Origin of the sequence: Pseudomonas sp. HB05, from assembly GCF_016756915.1 — a bacterium.
GTDB lineage: Bacteria > Pseudomonadota > Gammaproteobacteria > Pseudomonadales > Pseudomonadaceae > Aquipseudomonas > Aquipseudomonas alvandae.
Genome location: NZ_JAESPG010000020.1, coordinates 114,978 through 134,206 on the forward strand (window position 1 = coordinate 114,978; position 19,229 = coordinate 134,206).

Below are 19,229 nucleotides of genomic sequence, written 5' to 3' on the forward strand. Positions count from 1 at the left end.
AATGTGAAGGATGCTTTTGTGGCGAGGGAGCTTGCTCCCGCTGGGCGCGGAGCGACCGCTTTTGGGAGGCGCTTCCGCCCTCAGCGGGGGGAAGCTCCCGCGCCACGGTTACACCTTCGTTTCAGGTGAACCCTGATACTAACGGATTACCGCGAAAGGCCGAACACCTCGGCCAAATGCCGCTCATACCGCGCCACATCTTCCTCGATGTTCGGGCGCTTCATCACGTCCACGCACAGGAACGTTGGCAGGCCGGTCATGCCGAGAAACTGGTTGGCCTTGTGGAAGGGAAAATACACGGCGTCCACGCCCTTGGCTTCGAAGAAATCCGTCGGGTCATCGAACGCTTGCTGCGGGGCGTTCCAGGTCAGCGACAACATGTATTGCTTGCCCTGCACCAAACCACCGCTGCCGTATTTTTGCGACGCATCGGAGCGAGTGCGGCCGTCGCTGGCATAGAGGCTGCCATGGCCTTCAGTGAAGACTTCGTCGATGTATTTCTTCACGGTCCACGGGGCCCCCATCCACCAGCCGGGCATCTGGTAGATGATGACGTCGGCCCAGAGGAACTTGGCGACCTCTTCCTTGATGTCGTAGCCACCGTCAATGAAAGTGGTTTTCACATCAAGACCGCCACGGTCCAGGACGCTCAGTGCGGTGTCGTGAAGGGTTGCGTTATAGCGACCGTCGGAATGGGCGAACTGTTTACCGCCATTGAGCAGCAGGACTTTTTTCATCGGGAGCCTCATCGGTTCCAAGGCGTGGCCGCTGGGGCGTCGCCAAGGGGAAGATTAAAAATGATGGCGGCAGGGTACCGATGAGCTGCGCGCGGAATAAGCACCGCAACGACAAAACTGTTTTGATCCACACGCACGAATAAGCGCCTGATTGTTGCCTTAGAATCCTCCGCACTTTCAATCCAGGAGCCTACCCTGATGAGCGATTTGCACGGTTTCATCTTGCACGCCAAGACCCGCCCGGAAAACGCCGAAGCCTTCGAAGCGTTGTTCCGCGCCTACGTCGAACCCAGTCGCGCCGAACCCGGCTGCATTGAATACCACATGCTGCGGGACCAGCAGGACCCGACGCTGTTCATCTTCTACGAAATCTGGGCGTCGCAGGCTGATCTGGACGTGCATTCGAACCTGCCGCACATGAAGCAGTTTTTCGAACAGCGCATGGATTACCTGGAGCGCGATTTCGAGATTCGTCGCGTCGACATGCTCAGCCGGTCCTCGGCTAACCGCTGACCAGCAGATGGCCGCCGAGCACACCGAGGCCAATGAAAAATACCCGTTTGAACAGCACGGCGCTGATCCGCTGGCGCAGCCATTGCCCGAGCCACATTCCCAGCAACGCTGGTATCAGCGCCAGCAGCGATGCACTCAACTCGCCGCCGCCCAAGGCGCCTCGCCACAACAGACCGGCCGCCAAGGCCAGTGTTGAAACGGTGAACGACAGGCCCAGGGCCTGTACCAATTCATCTCTGTTCAAGCCCAACGCCTGGAGATACGGCACCGCCGGAATGACGAACACGCCGGTGGCTGAGGTGATCACACCGGTGAGCAACCCGCAAAGCGGAGCAAGCCAGCTTTCCTGCCCGACACCGACCCGCAACGTCGGTAAAAACAATCCGCTCAATGCGTACACCATCAGCGCGGCGCCCAGTCCCCTTATCGCCCAGGCCCCTCCCACCATGCCGATCCACAGCGTACCGAATCCGGTGCCAATGAAAATCGCCAGCAGCAACGGCCACAGGCGCAGGACAAGCCCCCGTAAATGCCCGCCAAACGCCAATTGCCAGACGTTGGTCAGTGTCGCCGGAATGATCAGCAACGCCGCAGCCTGCGTCGGAGCCATAGCCAACCCGAGCAAGCCCATGGCGATCGTTGGCAGGCCGAGTCCGATCACGCCCTTGATCGTGCCGGCCAACAGGAAGGTACCGATGACCAGAAGGGAAAGGGCCGGGCCGAGGTTTTGGTAGAACGCGATGAGGGTGTCCATGGGGTTATCGTGCGCCCGGGGCGTTGGTTTGGAAATGTGTCATACACTGAGGGTGCCTCTCTTTCAGCAAGAGGCTGAGACTCTGTTGACGCTCCTGGCGCCTTCGCGAGCAGGCTCGATCCCACAGTTGAAACGCAATTCCTTGTGGGAGCGAGCCTGCTCGCGAAGACGGCATACCAAACACCGTAAAACTTGAGACAGGCCCTCATGCACTTCGACCTCACCGACCTGCGCCTCTACCTGAATATCCTCGACGCCGGCAATATCACCGCCGGTGCAGCCCGCAGCCATTTGTCCCTGGCCGCGGCAAGCGCTCGAGTCCGCACCATGGAGGCGTCCCTGGGCATCGATTTGCTCGAACGCGGGCGACGTGGCGTGACCCCGACACCGGCCGGCAAAGCCCTGGCCCAGCATGCCCGAATCCTTTTGCAGCACACCGAACATCTGCAACAAGACTTGGCCGAATACGCCAGAGGCGTCAAGGGCCGGGTGCGACTGCTGTGCAACACCAGCGCCATGACCGAGTACCTGCCGGAACCGCTGGCCGATTTTCTCAAGACCCATCCGAACCTGGATATCGACTTGCAGGAACTGCCCAGTTCACGCATCACCCATGCCCTGCGCCAAGGCGCGGCGGATCTCGGGATTATTTCCGACGCCGTTGACACCGATGGCCTACAGGCCTGGCCTTTTCGCGACGACCCGCTGGTATTGATCCTACCGGCCGGACACCCACTGGCTGACAACCGAGCCGTGCGTTTCAGCGAGACCTTCGGGCACGACTATGTCGGCCTGAACGCCTCCAGTGCCCTGGCGATCCACCTGGAAGAACAGGCCCTGCACATCGGCTCACGCATGCAGATCCGCATTCGCGCCGACGGTTTCGACGGGGTGATTCGCATGGTTGCGCACGGTGCGGGCATCGCCATCGTGCCGAAGGCGGCCATCGACCGGCGCCCGCCCGAGCCTGGGTATCACTGTGTCCCGCTGCAAGAGGCATGGGCCCACCGGGCGTTGCTGCTCTGCGCCCGCAACTTCGAAGCTTTGCCTGCCTATGCCAAGACCCTGGCTCGGCATCTGGCTGATTGATGCGCGCTTCTGGACAGCCCGGTGTCGAGCACAGGCATCTGCCTACTCTTGCTCCGCGCTAGGGTGCAGGTTCTTTCTTGCCCCTTTTCCGGAGCTCACATGACCGCACCCATCACCGTCCTGCGCGACACCCATCCGCTGCCCGTACTCGACGCCTGCAAATGGGAAAAGCTTGAAGGCGATCCGCATACCGTCAACCTCAACGCCTACACCAGCGAGGACGGCAGCAAGATCATGGGTACCTGGATCTGCACGCCCGGCAAATGGCGTGTGGATTACGTGAAGTGGGAATACTGCCATTTCCAGGAAGGCTACTGCGTGATCACCCCGGACGGCATGGCACCGATCCATCTGCGGGCCGGTGACATCTTCGTCGTCGAGCCGGGCATGAAAGGTACTTGGGAAGTGGTCGAGACCGTGCGCAAATATTTCGTGTTTGCCTGAGACAAAAAACCGAGAGACCACCCGACATGGTCTCTCGGAAAACAACTTCTGGAATGCATAACCCTGTGGCGAGGGGATTTATCCCCGCTGGGCTGCGAAGCAGCCCTGAAATCTGACGCCTCGGTGTGCCAGATGAATAGTACTGACTGTTTTGGGGCCGCCTCGCGACCCAACGGGGCGGTGCGACGTTTCGCTAAATCCCCTCGCCACAAAAGCTTCAGAACACCGCAGGTTTTACTGCGGCTTGCGGTAGCTGTTCACAATTGCCGAGAAGTCCTGGCCACCCTCGCCCCGCTGGCTCATCGCCTGATACAGCTGCTGCGCCACCGCCCCTAATATCACCGGCTGACGAGCCTGACGCGCCGCTTCGGTGGCGAGGCCCAGGTCCTTGAGCATCAAGTCCGCGCCGAAACCGCCGGTATAGCCACGGGATGCCGGCGCCGTTTCGATCACGCCGGGCCACGGGTTGTAGGTATCAGAGCTCCAGCATCGCCCGGTTGAACTGTTGATGATGCCGGCCAGCACCTGGGTGTCGATCCCCAAGGCATCACCCAAGGCCATGGCTTCGCTGACACCGACCATGGAAATCCCCAGCAGCAGATTGTTGCAGATCTTGGCGATCTGCCCGGTGCCGACTTCGCCGCAGTGCACGATGTTGCGGCCCATCTGCGCCAGCACCGGTTGCAGGGTGGCGAACAGCTCGTCCGTAGCGCCAACCATGAAGGTCAGCGTGCCCGCCGCCGCGCCGCCGGTACCGCCCGAGACCGGCGCATCGGCCATCGCCACCCCTTGCTTCGCCGCGGCAGCCGCGACGTCGCGGGCGGTCTGGGGGTCGATGGTGCTGCAATCCACAGCCGGCGTACCGGCGGCGATACCGGCCAACACCCCATCCTCGCCCAGCCAGACGCTGCGCACATGGGCAGCGGCGGGCAACATGGTAATCACCAGCGCCGCGCCCTGGGCCGCGTCGCGGGGCGAGGCGCTGATGGTGCCGCCCAACGCCGCCAGTTCGGCCAGCACCGCTTGGTTCAAGTCGAACAGGTTCAGCGAATGGCCGGCCTTGAGCAGGTTGCGCGCCATGGGTGCGCCCATGTTGCCCAGGCCGATAAATGCAATGTTCATGTCCGGCTCCTCAACGCAGATTGATGGTGGTGTTCACACCGTCATTGACGCTGTCGTCATCGAACCAGCGTGCGGTCACGGTCTTGGTCTGAGTGTAGAACTGCACCACTTGTTTGCCGTAAGGGCCGAGGTCGCCGAGTTTCGAACCACGGGAACCGGTGAAGCTGAAGAACGGTACCGGGACCGGGATCGGGATATTGATGCCCACTTGGCCGACGTCGATTTCGCTCTGGAATTTTCGCGCCGCCGCACCGCTCTGGGTGAACAGGCCGGTGCCGTTGCCGAATGGGTTGGCGTTGACCAAGGCAATCGCCTGGTCCAAGGTGTCGACTTCCAGCACCACCAGCACCGGGCCGAAGATTTCTTCGGTGTAGATGCGCATGTCGGTGGTCACGCCGGAAAACAGGGTCGGGCCGACAAAATTGCCTTGTTCGAAGCCCGGCACGCTGATGCCACGGCCATCGAGTTCCAGCTTCGCGCCTTGCTGCACGCCGCTTTCGATCAGTTCGAGGATCCGCGCCTTGGCCCGCTTGGAAATCACTGGGCCGACGTCCGTGCCCGGCTCGCTGCCGGCGTTGACCTTGAGTTTCTGTGCCAAGGCCTTGAGCTCCGGCAGCCACTGTTTGGCCGCGCCCACCATCACCACCACGGAGGTGGCCATGCAACGTTGCCCCGCTGCGCCGAAACCCGCACCGACCAAGGCGTTGAGGGTCTGCTCACGATTGGCATCGGGCAATACCACCGCATGGTTCTTGGCACCCATCATCGATTGCACGCGCTTGCCGTGGCGGCCTGCCAAGTCATAAACATGGGTACCGACCGCCGTCGAACCGACAAAGGAAACGGCCTTGATGTCCTTGTGGGTGCAGAGCGCATCCACCACATCCTTGCCGCCGTGCACCACGTTGAGGACACCCGCCGGCACGCCGGCCTCGATGGCCAGTTCTACCAGGAGCATGGTCGACAGCGGATCCTGCTCCGACGGCTTGAGAACAAAGGTGTTGCCGCAGGCGATAGCCATCGGGAACATCCACAGCGGGATCATCGCCGGGAAGTTGAACGGCGTGATGCCGGCGCACACACCGATCGGTTGGCGTAGCGTGTAGGTGTCAACGCCACCGGCGACGTTTTCGGCAAACTCGCCCATCTGCAAGGTGCCGATGGAACAGGCATGCTCGACCACTTCCAGGCCACGGAAAATATCGCCCTCGGCGTCGGCGATGGTCTTGCCTTGTTCCGCGCTGAGCACCGCGGCGATGCGCTTGGAATGCTCGCGAATCAATGCCTGGAGCTTCAGCATGATGCGCATCCGCGCACCGATGGGCGTCAGTTTCCAGGTCTGGAAAGCACGCTGGGCGGCGGCGATGGCGGCATCGACTTCCGAGGCCGTGGCGAACGGAACCTTCGCCAACACCTGCTGGGTGGCCGGGTTGACGATGTCATGCCATTCGTTGGATTGGGATTCAACCCACTCGCCATCGATCAACAGTCTGACGGTTTGCAGGGCAGTGTCGCTGGGCGTAAGGGAAACGTTCATGCTGGCCTCCGGGATTGTTCTTATAAGAGAGCGCTGGTTCAGCAACGGCCAAGGTGAACGGACACCTTGGTGATAAGACGGTTTTTGGAGTATAGATGTGCAAACTTCTAATAAGAACGCACATAAAGTCCGGTCCATCATGCAAAAAAACATCACCTCCCTGGGGTCGCTGAATTGGGATGACCTCAAGTTTTTCCTCGAAGTGGCCCGTACCCGCAAGGCCAGCACGGCCGCCAAGCGCCTGGCGGTCGATTACACCACGGTGTCGCGACGCATCAGCTCGCTGGAAGCTTCACTGGGTACGCTGCTGTTCGAGAAATCCCGGACCAACGGTTTTGTCCTGACGGCTGAAGGCCAACGATTGCTGGGCTACGCCGAATCGATCGAAAGCACGCTGCACATGGCTTGCGAACAGGTCTCAGGCTCCGGCGTCGCGCTGTCGGGCCATGTGCGCATGGGCTGCACAGAAGGCTTCGGCAGTTTTTTCATCACGCCGCAACTGAGCCACTTCGTCGATGCCTACCCGGCCATTTCCGTGGACATCCTGCCGCTACCGCACTTCATCAGCCTCTCCAAGCGCGAAGCCGACATCGTCATCGCCCTCGAACGCCCAGAACACGGCCCATACGTATGCTGCAAGCTGTGCGACTACCGCCTGCAGCTCTACGCCACCCAGCCATACCTGGACAACCACCCGCCCATCCACCGTCCGGCGGACTTGGGCAAGCACTCGTTCATCAGCTATGTGGACGACCTGGCATTCAGTTCCGAGCTGCTCTACCTCGCCAACGTCCTGCCCGGCGCGCATGCTCACCTGCGCAGCACCAGCGTGATCGCGCAATTTGTCGCGGCCCAACAGGGGCGGTCGCTGGCGATCCTGCCGTGCTTCCTGGCGGCCCAGGACCCACGCCTGTTGCCGGTGCTGCCGGAGGAAATCACGGTTACCCGGCAGTTCTGGATGTATTGCCGGGAGGACCTGCGCAAGCTCAAGCGGATCACCTTGTTGTGGGATTACATTCGCGAGGTGACTGAACAGAACCGGCTGTTGCTGATGGGCGACAGCCGGGAGATGGTGTTTGCCGATTAGTCGGCAATGACCACGATGGCGACGCGGCGGTTTTCGGTGCGGCCGCTGGCCGTGTCGTTGGATGCGACGGGTTGGCTGCTGCCCAGGCCGCGCAGCTGGACGTTTTCTTCTCGCATGCCCACGCCTGTCAAGACCTTGCCAACGCTGTTGGCCCGGCGTACCGACAGTTGTTCGTTATAGGCTTGGGAGCCCGATGCGTCGGTATGACCGTCGACACGTACTCGCTCGATACCTGCGCCCAACAGGGCCTTGCCGATCCGCTCGACAATTTCGGTACTGGCAGGATTGAGGCTTTCCACATCGCTGCCAAACAGCACTTTGCCGGAGAGACCGAAGGCCCAGCCCTCCTCCGTCAACTTGAAACCCTGCTCCTTGAGGACGGCGATCTGCGCTGGGGTCAGGCCTTTCGGCGGTGTGGTCTGGCACCCGGCGAGGGTAAAAACGGCGATCAATAAAAATGCTGCGAATCGCAGCAGGGGGAAACGAGCATTTGAACGCATGCAATCAGCTCCTGGTTTGAAGATCCGCGACCGGGTGCTCCGACCCTGCCGTGTGTTGGCCGCCTCGGGCGAGGCGCTTGGCCTGGTACATCGCCGCATCGGCGGCACTCAGCAAGGCGCCGGGCGTGGCACCATGTTCGGGAAAAACCGCGATACCGACACTGAGGGACGTCAAGACCGAGGCATTGCCGGGCAACTGAATCGGCATGTCCATGCTGGCAATGATTTTCTCAGCGATCCGCTCGGCATCCTCGACCTTGTGCAGGGGCGTCAGCAGCACGGCAAACTCATCGCCCCCCAGGCGCGCGACCAGGTCATTCTCTCGCAACTGCGCGCGGACCCGGGTCGCCACGGCAGTCAGCACCGCGTCGCCGGCAGCGTGACCGAAGTTGTCATTGATGCCCTTGAAGCGGTCGCTGTCCAGATACAGGACGGCCACCTGCTCGTCGAGCTTGCTGGCATTGCGCAACGCGCGGATCAATCGACCTTCGAAAAATGCCCGGTTAGGCAATCCGGTCAGGCTGTCGTGGCTGGCCTGGTGAGCCAAGGTTTCGTTTTCACTTTGCAGATGGGTCTGCCAGGATTCCAGTTCGGCAAGCAAGGCGTTGAAGTCGTTGCCCAGGTTGTCCAGTTCAGCGATGTCGGCCGGCGGCACGCGACGATCCAGAGCGCGCTCGCAGCGCGCGGCGTGAGCCACTTCAGCCAGGCTGCGCAGTGGCCCGGTAATCGACCGCAACTGGCGCCTCGCCAGATACAGCGCGACCCAGGCGCTTATCGCCGTACATAAAACAATGCCCGCGAGGCCGCTGAGCAAAAATCGCAACAGGCTTCCGCCATGTCCGGCCAGCAAGATTCTGCCGATGTTCTGTCCTTGGTGGACGATGGGAAGGCTGATCGGTTTTTCCAGGAATGCCTTCGCGATATGCAATTCCAGACCCGACAAGAGGCCGGTGTCGGGTCGCTGCCAGTGAGCCAGAAGGCGACCGTGCTCATTGAATATCTGCGCATCGGCTACTTCTTCGGTGGCGGCAATCAGCGCCAGCGCTTCCGTGGCGGCGGCCGCGTCATCAAACACCACGGCGGCCTCCACGGTGTAATTGATTGAACGGGCGATCAAATGCAGGTTGTGATCGGCATAGACCCGCAACGCGAGCACGCCGAGCAGCGTCAGCGAAATGCTGGCCATGGAGATCGCCACCAGTGCGACGATCAGATGGCCGCGACCGATAACCGAGCCCAACGTGGGCCGAACTCGTGGCTTTGGGGAACTCATGGGGCGGCCGGCCTGCGACGTGAAAGCTGGAGAACGCTCGGATGAATTCGCACGCCACTGCGCGCAACCGAATCAAGGTTGACCTCGAACGAGACCTGTTCATCGCCGACCCGCAGGCAGAACAGACTGCCCACGGTACATTGATCGCCCCCCTCGCTGATGCTCAACACAGGCTTGCCAATCAATGACGTGAACAGGCGCGAGCGTTCCTCATTGGTCAGCCTGCCGATGTAGACAGCGTTGCAGTCGTCGGCGATGCCAGGATGATCTGCCAGCACCCGCTGCACGGATACCGGTCGGCCCGTGGCCTGGGTCGTACCTTTGACAAGCACATCGGTATATTGAGTCGGACCGACGATACAGAGCTGCAATTGTGTCGGCTCCACAGGCCAACGGGCATAGCTGAGGATGCCCAGCACGACCTGTGTGACCGCTTCGGCTCGCTGGTCGGCGCGGTCGGGGGTTGCCTGCTCTTGAGCGACCACCGCGAATGACAGCATCCATAGGAAGCCGGCAAGCACATGAGGCTTCCAGTTCTCGCTGCACGCTGCCCCCCGAACTGCCACCATCCTGGATGATCTCTGATTAAGATAAGAGCCGAAACGATAACACAGTGTCAAAAAGCCAGCGAGACAGTGCCCTACGGCGATTTCCGACAAAAAACAGGCAGAACCGCGATCGAAGCATTAAAGGTGAAAATTAGGCAATCAGCCACCTTGTTCCCATTCCAACATCAACCCACTCAGGCGCTTGACCTTGCGGCGGACGGCCTCCTCGAATACCCCGGCTCTCGGCTCTATGAGACTGAACCAGTGCTTGCCCCGGGTAACCGCCGTGTATACCAGTTCCTTGGTCAACACGGGGTTCAACACATCGGGAAGGATGAGCGCCGTATGGGCGAACTCCGAGCCTTGGGACTTGTGCACCGTCATGGCGTACACGGTTTCCACATCATTCAGGCGACTGGGCAGGACAAAACGCACGCCACCTTGGCCATCGTTACGGGGGAAGGCAACTCTCAACACCTGTCTGCCCGCATCAGGCCCGTCACGCTCAGGCAGCTTTAGGGCGATGCCGATATCGCCATTCATCAACCCGAGCCCGTAGTCGTTGCGAGTCATCAGTACCGGACGCCCCTCGTACCAGAGATGATCGCTGTCGATCAAACGAGCCTTGAGCAACGCAGCCGTGATCCGCTGATTCAACCCCTCGACACCCCACGGGCCTTTGCGCACGGCACAAAGCAACTGGAACTCGTCGAATGCCGCCAGGACATCCCTGGCCCACTCCGTCCAGCAACTGTCTTCCAACGGACGAGAAATGTCCGGGCGCCGTTGCCGCAGCAGATTCAGGTAATGCCGATACCCTTGCGGGCCATCTACTCGGCCGTCGAGCAGAAAACGCTCCAGCACTCCGTCATGCTCGCCTTTGAGCCCAAGGAAAAACAGGTCCGCATATTGACCGCCCTGCAGCACCTGACGGGCTTTCTCCGGCTGTTGCCGATTCACGCTGCGGGCCAATTGCCCAATGCCGCTGCCTTCGCCAAAGCGCCGGGAATGCCTGAGCATGACCACTTGCTGGGCCAGGGGATGAGCGCCATCGAGGTCCTGCTTCAGGTCGCTGGCCGCCAGGTTCTCGCCGCTGACGGACTCGAGCCAGGCCAGGGTCTGCGGGCTATACCAGCCTTCCTCGGCATCCCGACATAGATCCCCCAGAACCGCACCCGCCTCGACCGACGCCAACTGGTCCTTGTCACCCAGCAGCACCAGGCGCGCATGAGGCGGCAGTGCATCCAGCAAATTCGCCATCATTTCCAGGTCGATCATTGACGCTTCATCAACCACCAGCACATCCAGTGGCAAGCGATTGCCCCGATGATGGCGAAAATGCCGAGTACCAGGGCGGCTGCCCAGCAGTCGATGGACGGTGGTGACGTCGCAGGGAATGCGCTCGCGCACGCCATCGGACACATCCAGCGTCCGGACCTGCTGGCTGATGGACTCGGTCAAGCGCGCCGCTGCCTTGCCAGTGGGCGCGGCCAGGCGAATACGCAGCGGTTTCCCAGCCTCGACAGCCGGCGCCTGCAACAAGGCAAGCAGACGCACGACCGTGGTGGTCTTCCCTGTGCCCGGGCCGCCCGTCACGATGCTGAAAGCGCTCCGGGTCGCCAGCGCGCAGGCCAGCTTCTGCCAATCGATCGGACCTGTGAGACTGGCCGCTCCGAACAATCCCGCAAGGCGCTCGCGCAGGTCATCGGGCGCTGCGCCATGATCGGCCAGCCGTTGACGCAATGCTTCATCGATCCGCCGTTCATAGGCCCAGTAACGGCGCAGATAGAGGCGTTTGCCCGACAGCACCAACGGCCGCTGCTGCGCCTCTTCAGTCATGTCGACCGCCAAGGCGACCAGGCGACTGGATGCCAGGACCTTGCACCAATGGGCGGGGTCCAGAGCTTGCAGTATCTGGGACGGCAACAGCGTTGCGCCTGTCTGAACGTCGCCCTCGGGAGGGAGCGACAGTGCGAAGTCCGGCTCGCTGAGTGTCTCGAACAGATCCAGGCAGACGTGTCCATGACCCAGTTGGTGACTGGTCAGTGCCGCGGCGAGCAGTACCAGCGGATCGTCGTTGGGCTCCAGCTCATGGAGGAACGCGACAAACGCCTTGTCCAGGGCTCGAAGCCAGCCGCGCTCCACCCAGCGCGTGAGCAGCAGCAACAGATCACTCGCCTCACTCAGCGGCGCAAGGTTGGCCAGGCTCTCGTCTTCGGACGGTCTGGGGAGCAGGTCGGCAAAGGAACGACTCATAACAGTTCTCCCTGTACCCACGCCGGTTCGGCCTTGGGTTCGGGCGCCCCTCGGAACAGGCGATCGAGTTGTTCGATCAAGGCTCGCGGGGGCTTGGTGAAATACACGCCCTGGCTGGCTGCGCGCGTGCCACGCAAGAATATATACAACGCTCCGCCGACATGCCGGTCGTAGTCATAATCGGGCAAGCGTGCCTTGAGCTGGCGATGCAGCGCCAACAGGTACAGGACGTATTGCAAGTCGTAGCGATTATCCAGGATCGATTGCTCCATCGCCTGCACGGTGTAGGCCGTGTCATCAGCCCCCAGCCAGTTGGACTTGTAATCAGCCACGTAGTACCGACCGTCATGTTCGAAGGTCAAGTCGATGAAACCCTTGAACATGCCGTTGAGCAACACCGGCTCCGCGGCGATGCGAGCCACGCCGCCATGGGTGAATCGGCAGACAAGTTCGTCAAGCTTGAGCACATCGACTTTGTGGCTGGCGAACCAGAACTCCATTTCGACCTGGAAGCGAGTCAGCTGCGTCAACAACACCGGAGCCTGGCCGCCACCGATATGCAAAGGCGTTGTGATCAGGTGCTGCAACCAGTCGCCAAGCGTGGTGATCCAGCCTTTCCAGCCTCGGCGGTTGCAACGTCGGGCAATAGCATCCTCGATTACCGCTGGCGTGGTGGTAAATCCTTCCCTGGCCGACCACTCCAGAAGACCGTGCAGGAACGTGCCCGGGTTCGGACCACGTGGAAAGCGATGGATGTCGCCGCCGACAGCAACCACTTCCCTGGGGGCATCCGGGTCAAGACGCTCATCATCGAACTGTTTCTGCGCCTGTGGGTTTTCCGGTGCGGTGTCTCCCCCCGCGCTAAGCGTTTCGCCCAGGCGCAATGCGCTGTAGGAAGCGATCCACCAGTTCTCGCTGGCTTTGCGTACCGGCAACAAAGGTGCGCGCAACACCGCTTCGTTTTGGGCTGGCAGGTAGTGTTCGTCGTTGGCCTGGGGCATATCCTGGCAGTTCACCGCTTGGCTGCCTTGTTGCAAATCTTCCAGCCATTGCCGCAACGCCACCGACTCCGTCAACGGTGCGCCGCCGCCCAGCAGATAACCCAGCGCCGACAGGTGCAGGATGGAGCGGCTGTTGCTGCCACGCTTGAGATCGGCGACACCCAGCCAACAGGCGTGTTGGGCGCGAGTCAGCGCCACATACAGGAGGCGCAGGTCTTCGGCCAAGCGTTCGTCATCGGCCTTGGCGATCAATACGGGGGTCGGCGTGAGACTGATTTGCGCCTGGCCGGCTTCGTCGTGGTAATGCAAAGGCAATCGGCTGCCGTCCACCGGTTTCGTCGAGCAAATGAACGGCAGGAAGACCAACGGATATTCGAGCCCCTTGGATTTGTGGATCGTCACCACTTTGACCAACTGCTCATCGCTTTCCAGGCGAAGGATCTGTTCTTCGCCGGCCTGCCCGGTCAACGCCAGATGCTCGGACAGGTATCGAATCAGCGCCTGCTCGCCATCCAGCTCGACGGCAGCCTGCTGCAACAGTTCGCACAGATGGAGCAAATTGGTCAGCACCCGCTCCCCGTCGCCACGCGTCATCAAGGCCTGGGGCAATTTGAAATCGTGCAGCAGGCGTCGCAACATCGGCAGCACACCCTGGGTACGCCAGACCAGCCGATAACCACGAAACTGCATGACGCGACTTTCCCATGCCAGCTCATCCTGATTAAGTCGCTCCAGCTCCGTAATCGGCAAGTCCAATGTGATGCTGGCCAGCGCCGCTCGCAATGGACGTTCGGCATCCGGCTCGGCGCACGCCTTCAGCCAGGTCAGCAAGTCCCGCGCTTCTTGCGCGGCAAACACCGAATCCTTGTCGGACAGGTAGACGCTTCGTACGCCTCGTGCAGACAATTCGCCGCGCACGGCCTGCGCTTCCTTGCCATCTCGAACCAGAATGGCGATGTCCGCCGGTAGCAGCCCACGCAAGGTATCCCCGTCACTGACAAACCCATCACGCCCCGACTGGCCGCCGTTGAGCAGCGCAGTGATCTCGCTGGCGCAGGCAGCGGCCATGTGTTGCCGATACGTCGCGCCAGAGAGCGGTTGGTCCGAGGCCAGGTGCCAGATATTCATTGCGGGGACGGTTTGTCCTGCGATCAGCAAGGACTCCTTTCGTCCTTGGGATCCCACTGCCAGGAACGGCACCGGATTCTCACCCGATGGCTCACGGAACAGGAAAGCCCCGCGCCCTTTTGGACGGGTTTCCGCGTTCTGAAAAATATGGTTCACGGCGCCGACCATGGCATGGCTGGAACGAAAGTTCGTTCCCAGCGTATGCAGCCTGCCAGCAGTGGCTTCCCGGGCGCGCAGGTAGGTATAGATGTCAGCCCCCCGGAAAGCATAAATGGCCTGTTTCGGGTCGCCGATCAGGAACAGTCCTGTTTCGGGATCGTTGTCCTTGATGCGATAGATACTTTCGAAGATCCGGTACTGGACCGGGTCGGTGTCCTGGAACTCATCGATCAGAGCGACCGGAAACTGCTCACGAATCACGCTCGCCAGACGTTCCCCGCCTTCAGCCTGTAGAGCCGCGTCGAGACGCAACAACATATCGTCGAAGCCCATTTCCGCTCGGCGACGCTTTTCCGCCTCGAAGCGCTCCCCTACCCATTGCGCGGCATGCTGCAACACGGCGGCATCGGGTGTCGGCAATGCGTCCAGGCTCGCCTTGAGCCCTGACATCGCGTCCAGGCCGGGGTGATTTGGCACCTCTCCCTTCCAGGCTTCGGCCATTCCCTCGGGTGTCAACCGCGTGAATCCCGTGCCGATGTCCAAAAGTTCAACGCTTTCATCCTCTACCCAGGCCGTGATCTTCTGGAACCACGGCTCAAAATAACGGGCTTGCATCTTGCGCCCATCGACGCTTTTACTCGCCACGCCTTGCTGGCATATCTCCAGCAATTCCACCGCCCATTGACGCCACGGCGCCTTGAGATCAAGCAAGGCAGCGCTGCGGTCCTGCAGGGCTGCGGCGATAAGCTCGGCGGGCTCAAGCCCATCATCATTGCCGCGTCCATTGGAAAACAGGCCTTTCACTCGCGGCAACAACGCCGCAGGTCCACCCCAGTGGGTACGTACCCAATCCAACGCCTCGCCTTGCATCGAGTAGCAGAACAGCCGCCAGTAGTCGCGCAGCACCTCGCCGAGCAGCTCGCTGTGATCGGTTTCCAGGGTCTGGGTAAATAAGCTGCCACTGTCAAAAGCATGCTCGCGCAACATGCGCTGGCACCAACCATGGATAGTCGAAACGGCTGCCTCATCCATCCATTGCGCGGCAATGTCGAGCCGGTTGGCACAGGCAGGCCATTGCCCTTCGTCAAACTCATCACGCAACGCTGTTACCAACGAATCCGGGGCAGGAATTTCGTCGCGAAAAAAACGCGCCGCCTCTGCCAGGCGCGTACGGATACGATCACGCAACTCCTTGGTGGCGGCGTCAGTAAAGGTCACCACCAGGATCTGCGGGGGAAGCAGTTCGCGACCGAATCCAGCCGCCGATCCGCCGTGCCCCAATACCAGGCGCAAGTACAAAGCAGATATGGTGAAAGTCTTGCCCGTACCGGCGCTGGCCTCGATCAACTGACTGCCACGCAATGGGAAGGCCAGGGCCAACGGAGTTTGCCGACTCATGAATGCACGTCCTCATCGGCCAGTGAACGCCAGGGGGCTTCGAATAACGGTCGATAAAGCGCATCGCACCAATCGGGGAATGTTTCGTCTGCAACGAGCGCGTCAAAGTCAGCGAACTGTCGAGCCAGGGCCGGGCTTTCCCGCCGCTCGCCTTCGAAATTCAGACCGTCGCCTTCATAGGCTTTTCGAGCCGCCGCTTCGGCCTTTCCGGGGTCGCTCTGACCGAGCCAGGCAAAGGCAGTCTTCACCGCGATCGGCAGCGGCTCGCGCATGCCTGTCTGCCAGGCTTGCAACAGATCACCGAGCAGTCTTCGCGAAACGGCTTCCTCAAAAGGCGCCAACAGCAAGCTGTCATCACTGGCAACCAATGCAGTCGTCATCGAAAGACCGCTGGCGCAGGCGACTAGATGGTTCACCCAAGGCCGTATCAGGCGATGCCATTTTCGAGTCTTGGTGGAACCGATGCTGTTGGGGATGGCGGTGATCGCCAAGACCGCACCATCAGATCGCTGATGCAGACCACTGAGCCAACCTTCGACACTGACTTCTGCCAATTGCAGGCTGATGGGTACGGCGCTCGCCAATGGAGTCGGCCACAGCGCCAGAAGTTGTTGGTAACGTTGAAGCAGGTCTGGCAATGGCTCGATCAACTCACGCTGCAGGCTTTCACCAAAACCAGCCATGGGTAACAGCCCGCTGTTCTGGAGCCGTTTGGCATGCGCCTGCAATGCAAGGTCCGGTTGATCGAGACGAATGAGAGCGGCTTCGAGCAGGCTGTCGCTCAAGCTGTAACGCTGCAACGCATCGAGCACGAAAGGCTCATCATCGGCCAGGGGAGCTTCGATGGTCTCGAAAAACACTTTGAGTCGCTGGCTGAAAAAATGACGGACAGGATTGCGCAGGAAATCCTGCAACTGACCAAGTCCCAAGGGTTCTTCCTGAACATAGGGAGCCAATCGCGGAGGCATCTGAGTGTGATCCTGGGCGTCATGAAGCACTCGCCATTCGGTGGCATAACTGAATAGCTGATCGCCCTGGTAAAAATAGCGGGCACTGAACGGTTGAAGAGGATGCTCCTGGGTGAGCGCGCCAAGAAGGCTTCCCTTGCCATCTGCCAACCGCCAGCCACTGGCAAGATGATCGCGTAGCTGGCCAACGAGAACGGAGGGCGGTCGTTCGCTATTGTCACGAATGCTGCGTCCCACCCAACTGATGTAGAGTTTTTCCCGTGCGGAAAGAAGCGCCTCCAGCATCAAGTACCGATCATCCTCGCGCCGAGAGCGATCGCCAGGCCGATAATCGCTGCCCATCAGGTCGAAGTCCAAGGGCGGTTGGGCGCGAGGGTAATCACCGTCATTCATTCCCAGCAAACAGACCAGTTTGAAAGGAATTGCTCGCATCGGCATCAAGGTACAAAAGTTGACCGCCCCAGCCAGGAAGCGCTGGGACAATCGCCCTTGGTCCAACCCGGCCAGCCAGGCCTCCCTTACGACCGTCAATGGCAGTTCATCGTGCAGGGCAACTGACTCGCAGGTTTCCAGCCAGGATTCACGCAGGTCTTCGAGCTGGGTCAGTAGATAATCGTCGTGTTCATTGCTCGCCAAGAAGAACAGCTGCATCAGGTTATGCAGGCGCGCGCCCCAATCCTGAGGCGATGCTGGCTGGCTGAGCTCCTGATGAGCGACTTCCAAGGCATCCAGCAACGCCACCAAAGGACCGATCAACGCCGCATCGAGACCACCGATTTCGTCATACGGCTCGATGCCTTCGTAAGCCTGCGAATTGCCGACCGCATATCCTAATAACATGCGACGCAGGCCGAAACGCCAGCTGTTCTGTTCAAGCTCTGCGGGCAAACCCAGCCCGGCACGATGTTCGGCACTCATTCCCCAACGGATGCCGGCCCCCTCGATCCAACGGTGCAGCGTTGGCAAATCGGACTCGCCAATGCCAAACCGCTCGCGCAACGCCGGGACGTCCAGCAAATCGAGGATTTCGCTGACCGGAAAACGACTATCAGGAAGTTTGAGCAAATGTTCGACTGCGATCAGAAGAGGGTCACGTCCACGCTGGCCTTGATCGGTCAGGGTGAATGGAATGAAACGATTGTCGAATTTATCAAGTTGACCGAACACCGCACGAATATGCGGCGCGTAACTGTCGATATCCGGGACCATGACGATAATGTCGCGAGGACGCAAGGTCGGATCCTTGCTGAACTGAGCAAGGAGCTGATCATGGAGGATCTCGACTTCGCGTTGCGCGCTGTGGGCGATATGGAAGCGGATGGACTCATCTTGCTGGGTATCGACCTCTGGCCATTGCTCTCGAGTTTCGTCCAAGGGACGCAATTCAAGAATGTCATTCTGCAACTGGCTGAGGAGGGTGGCAGGTTGGCCGTCGCTGAACAGATCGATTCGCCCTTCGCGGAACACCGAGCGATAGGTCGTGGGGTCATCGTAACTGTCGAGCAGATTGATATAGTCGCGCCCCTGTTTTCCCCAGGCCGCCAATAAAGGATGAGCATGCTGGTGCAACGTCTGCGAGTCGAGGACTTCAGGCATGCCGCGCTTACGTGCTTGCCGTTTGTATTGGTGGCGAAGCAAGTCCTTGTCGGCCACGATATCTGCCCAATGATGTCGGCATGGATTGTGGACACACAGCAAAACCTGGCTAAACCGTGAGAGCCCGGCAAGCGCCTCGAGGACTTGGGCGGGCAATGACGATATGCCAAAGACAATTACTCGCGCAGGCAGGCCTTGTGGAGCGGCTTCCAGGCTGTTGATGCACTCCAGATAGCGCTGATGAACACCAGCACGACTTTGGGCCATGCCCTTCTCACCTACATCCAGCAACAGGGCTCGCCACAGTTCCGCTTGCCAGCAATTGGCCGCCGCGAGCGGCTTGGTGTCACCGCGGACATTCCTCGTCTGGTGTCGTCCCTGTGCCCAGTCCTCGAGCCAGTCGGCACGGTAGACCTGATACTGGTCAAACAGGTCAGCCAGACGCTCAGACAGTTGGTAGCGCTTGCGCAAGTCAGCGTCATGAGTGAGAAAACGTCGCAGGGGTTCGAAATGTGGCTGTTCAATCAGCTGCGGCAGGAGACGCATCAGCCTCCATGTGAGCGGAGCCTTGTCCAAGAGGGATTTGGCAGGGATTTCGTCACGCCCGAGCACCATTCGATAGAGCTGCCACATGAAGCTACCTGGCAACTGCACGTCGATGGCTGCCGCAATGCCGCAACCGCCGGTATCGTCGTCTTCCGGGTCCTCAGCCAGCGCGAGTTTAAGCCATTGGGCAATACCGTTGCTCTGTACCAGCGCGATTTCATTTTCAAGAGGGGCCAGCGGATAACGCCGCATCAGGCTGATCACCAGGCTGCGCAATTCATCAAGGCGATTCCCGTGAACCACCATGAACGCTGGGCTAAGGGACGTTGCGTCCGGCATGAAAGGCATCCTTGAAAATGCAAAAGCTAGGGCAGAACCTTAGCATTGTCGGGGGGCTGTGACAGCCGGGAGCTGTCTGCGCTTGTCGTAAGAACTTTCTTGCAGGCAAAACAAAACCCCTACCTGCGTCAGCAGATAGGGGTTTCGGAATTTAATCTTGACGATGACCTACTCTCACATGGGGAAACCCCACACTACCATCGGCGATGCATCGTTTCACTTCTGAGTTCGGGA

The 19,229-nt window shown here is 60.4% G+C and carries 14 protein-coding genes and 1 rRNA gene; 4 read left to right on the forward strand and 11 right to left on the reverse strand.

Features of this window, described 5'->3' with window-relative positions:
- Positions 1-146 precede the first annotated feature (146 nt).
- On the reverse strand, positions 147-737 hold the full coding sequence (locus tag JMN22_RS18425; RefSeq protein ID WP_030139723.1) for an NAD(P)H-dependent oxidoreductase: 591 nt from the start codon (positions 735-737) through the stop codon (positions 147-149).
- Positions 738-935: 198 nt separating this feature from the next.
- On the opposite strand from JMN22_RS18425, the gene JMN22_RS18430 reads away from it, so the two are divergent.
- A complete protein-coding gene (locus JMN22_RS18430; RefSeq protein ID WP_202334976.1) occupies positions 936-1,250 on the forward strand; it encodes a putative quinol monooxygenase in 315 nt (104 codons plus the stop codon).
- Here the strand turns inward: JMN22_RS18430 and JMN22_RS18435 are convergent.
- Positions 1,240-2,004: a sulfite exporter TauE/SafE family protein gene (locus JMN22_RS18435; RefSeq protein WP_202334977.1), complete on the reverse strand. Its 765-nt coding sequence runs from the start codon at positions 2,002-2,004 to the stop codon at positions 1,240-1,242. The two genes, JMN22_RS18430 and JMN22_RS18435, sit on opposite strands and share 11 nt — an antisense overlap.
- A gap of 207 nt (positions 2,005-2,211) precedes the next feature.
- On the opposite strand from JMN22_RS18435, the gene JMN22_RS18440 reads away from it, so the two are divergent.
- Together JMN22_RS18440 and JMN22_RS18445 are read left to right on the forward strand one after the other, a co-directional pair.
- Entirely contained in the window at positions 2,212-3,093 is an 882-nt protein-coding gene (locus JMN22_RS18440; protein ID WP_202334978.1) for a LysR substrate-binding domain-containing protein, read from the forward strand.
- Between the two features lie 99 nt (positions 3,094-3,192).
- The gene (locus JMN22_RS18445) at positions 3,193-3,537 is read left to right on the forward strand and encodes a cupin domain-containing protein (RefSeq protein ID WP_003177747.1); all 345 of its coding nucleotides are present in this window, start codon (positions 3,193-3,195) and stop codon (positions 3,535-3,537) included.
- Positions 3,538-3,771: 234 nt separating this feature from the next.
- Here JMN22_RS18445 and mmsB read toward each other — a convergent pair whose 3' ends face one another.
- Together mmsB and JMN22_RS18455 are read right to left on the reverse strand one after the other, a co-directional pair.
- Positions 3,772-4,659 (reverse strand): 3-hydroxyisobutyrate dehydrogenase, encoded by an 888-nt coding sequence (gene mmsB / locus JMN22_RS18450; protein ID WP_030139719.1) that lies wholly within the window; start codon positions 4,657-4,659, stop codon positions 3,772-3,774.
- Positions 4,660-4,669: 10 nt separating this feature from the next.
- A complete protein-coding gene (locus JMN22_RS18455) occupies positions 4,670-6,196 on the reverse strand; it encodes a CoA-acylating methylmalonate-semialdehyde dehydrogenase (RefSeq protein WP_181287489.1) in 1,527 nt (508 codons plus the stop codon).
- A gap of 139 nt (positions 6,197-6,335) precedes the next feature.
- Between JMN22_RS18455 and JMN22_RS18460 the strand changes: the two genes are divergently transcribed.
- Entirely contained in the window at positions 6,336-7,283 is a 948-nt protein-coding gene (locus JMN22_RS18460; protein ID WP_202334979.1) for a LysR family transcriptional regulator, read from the forward strand.
- Here JMN22_RS18460 and JMN22_RS18465 read toward each other — a convergent pair.
- The 7 genes from JMN22_RS18465 to rrf all read right to left on the reverse strand — a co-directional run.
- Positions 7,280-7,783, reverse strand: a complete 504-nt coding sequence (locus tag JMN22_RS18465; protein WP_030139716.1) for an OmpA family protein — start codon at positions 7,781-7,783, stop codon at positions 7,280-7,282. The two genes, JMN22_RS18460 and JMN22_RS18465, sit on opposite strands and share 4 nt — an antisense overlap.
- A 4-nt stretch (positions 7,784-7,787) precedes the next feature.
- A complete protein-coding gene (locus tag JMN22_RS18470; RefSeq protein WP_030139715.1) occupies positions 7,788-9,056 on the reverse strand; it encodes a diguanylate cyclase domain-containing protein in 1,269 nt (422 codons plus the stop codon).
- The gene (locus JMN22_RS18475) at positions 9,053-9,625 is read right to left on the reverse strand and encodes a YfiR family protein (RefSeq protein ID WP_030139714.1); all 573 of its coding nucleotides are present in this window, start codon (positions 9,623-9,625) and stop codon (positions 9,053-9,055) included. The genes JMN22_RS18470 and JMN22_RS18475 overlap by 4 nt, the downstream gene beginning before the upstream one ends.
- 138 nt (positions 9,626-9,763) lie before the next feature.
- Positions 9,764-11,860, reverse strand: a complete 2,097-nt coding sequence (recD, locus tag JMN22_RS18480) for an exodeoxyribonuclease V subunit alpha (RefSeq protein ID WP_202334980.1) — start codon at positions 11,858-11,860, stop codon at positions 9,764-9,766.
- Complete coding sequence (gene recB / locus JMN22_RS18485) at positions 11,857-15,546, reverse strand: exodeoxyribonuclease V subunit beta (RefSeq protein ID WP_202334981.1); 3,690 nt, start codon at positions 15,544-15,546, stop codon at positions 11,857-11,859. Before recB ends, recD begins: the two co-directional genes overlap by 4 nt.
- Positions 15,543-18,995 carry an exodeoxyribonuclease V subunit gamma gene (gene recC, locus JMN22_RS18490; RefSeq protein ID WP_202334982.1) on the reverse strand — a complete coding sequence of 1,151 codons (3,453 nt, stop codon included), beginning with the start codon at positions 18,993-18,995 and terminating at the stop codon, positions 15,543-15,545. The genes recB and recC overlap by 4 nt, the downstream gene beginning before the upstream one ends.
- Before the next feature lie 155 nt (positions 18,996-19,150).
- Positions 19,151-19,229: ribosomal RNA gene (rrf, locus tag JMN22_RS26890) — 5S ribosomal RNA — on the reverse strand; the annotation flags it as partial.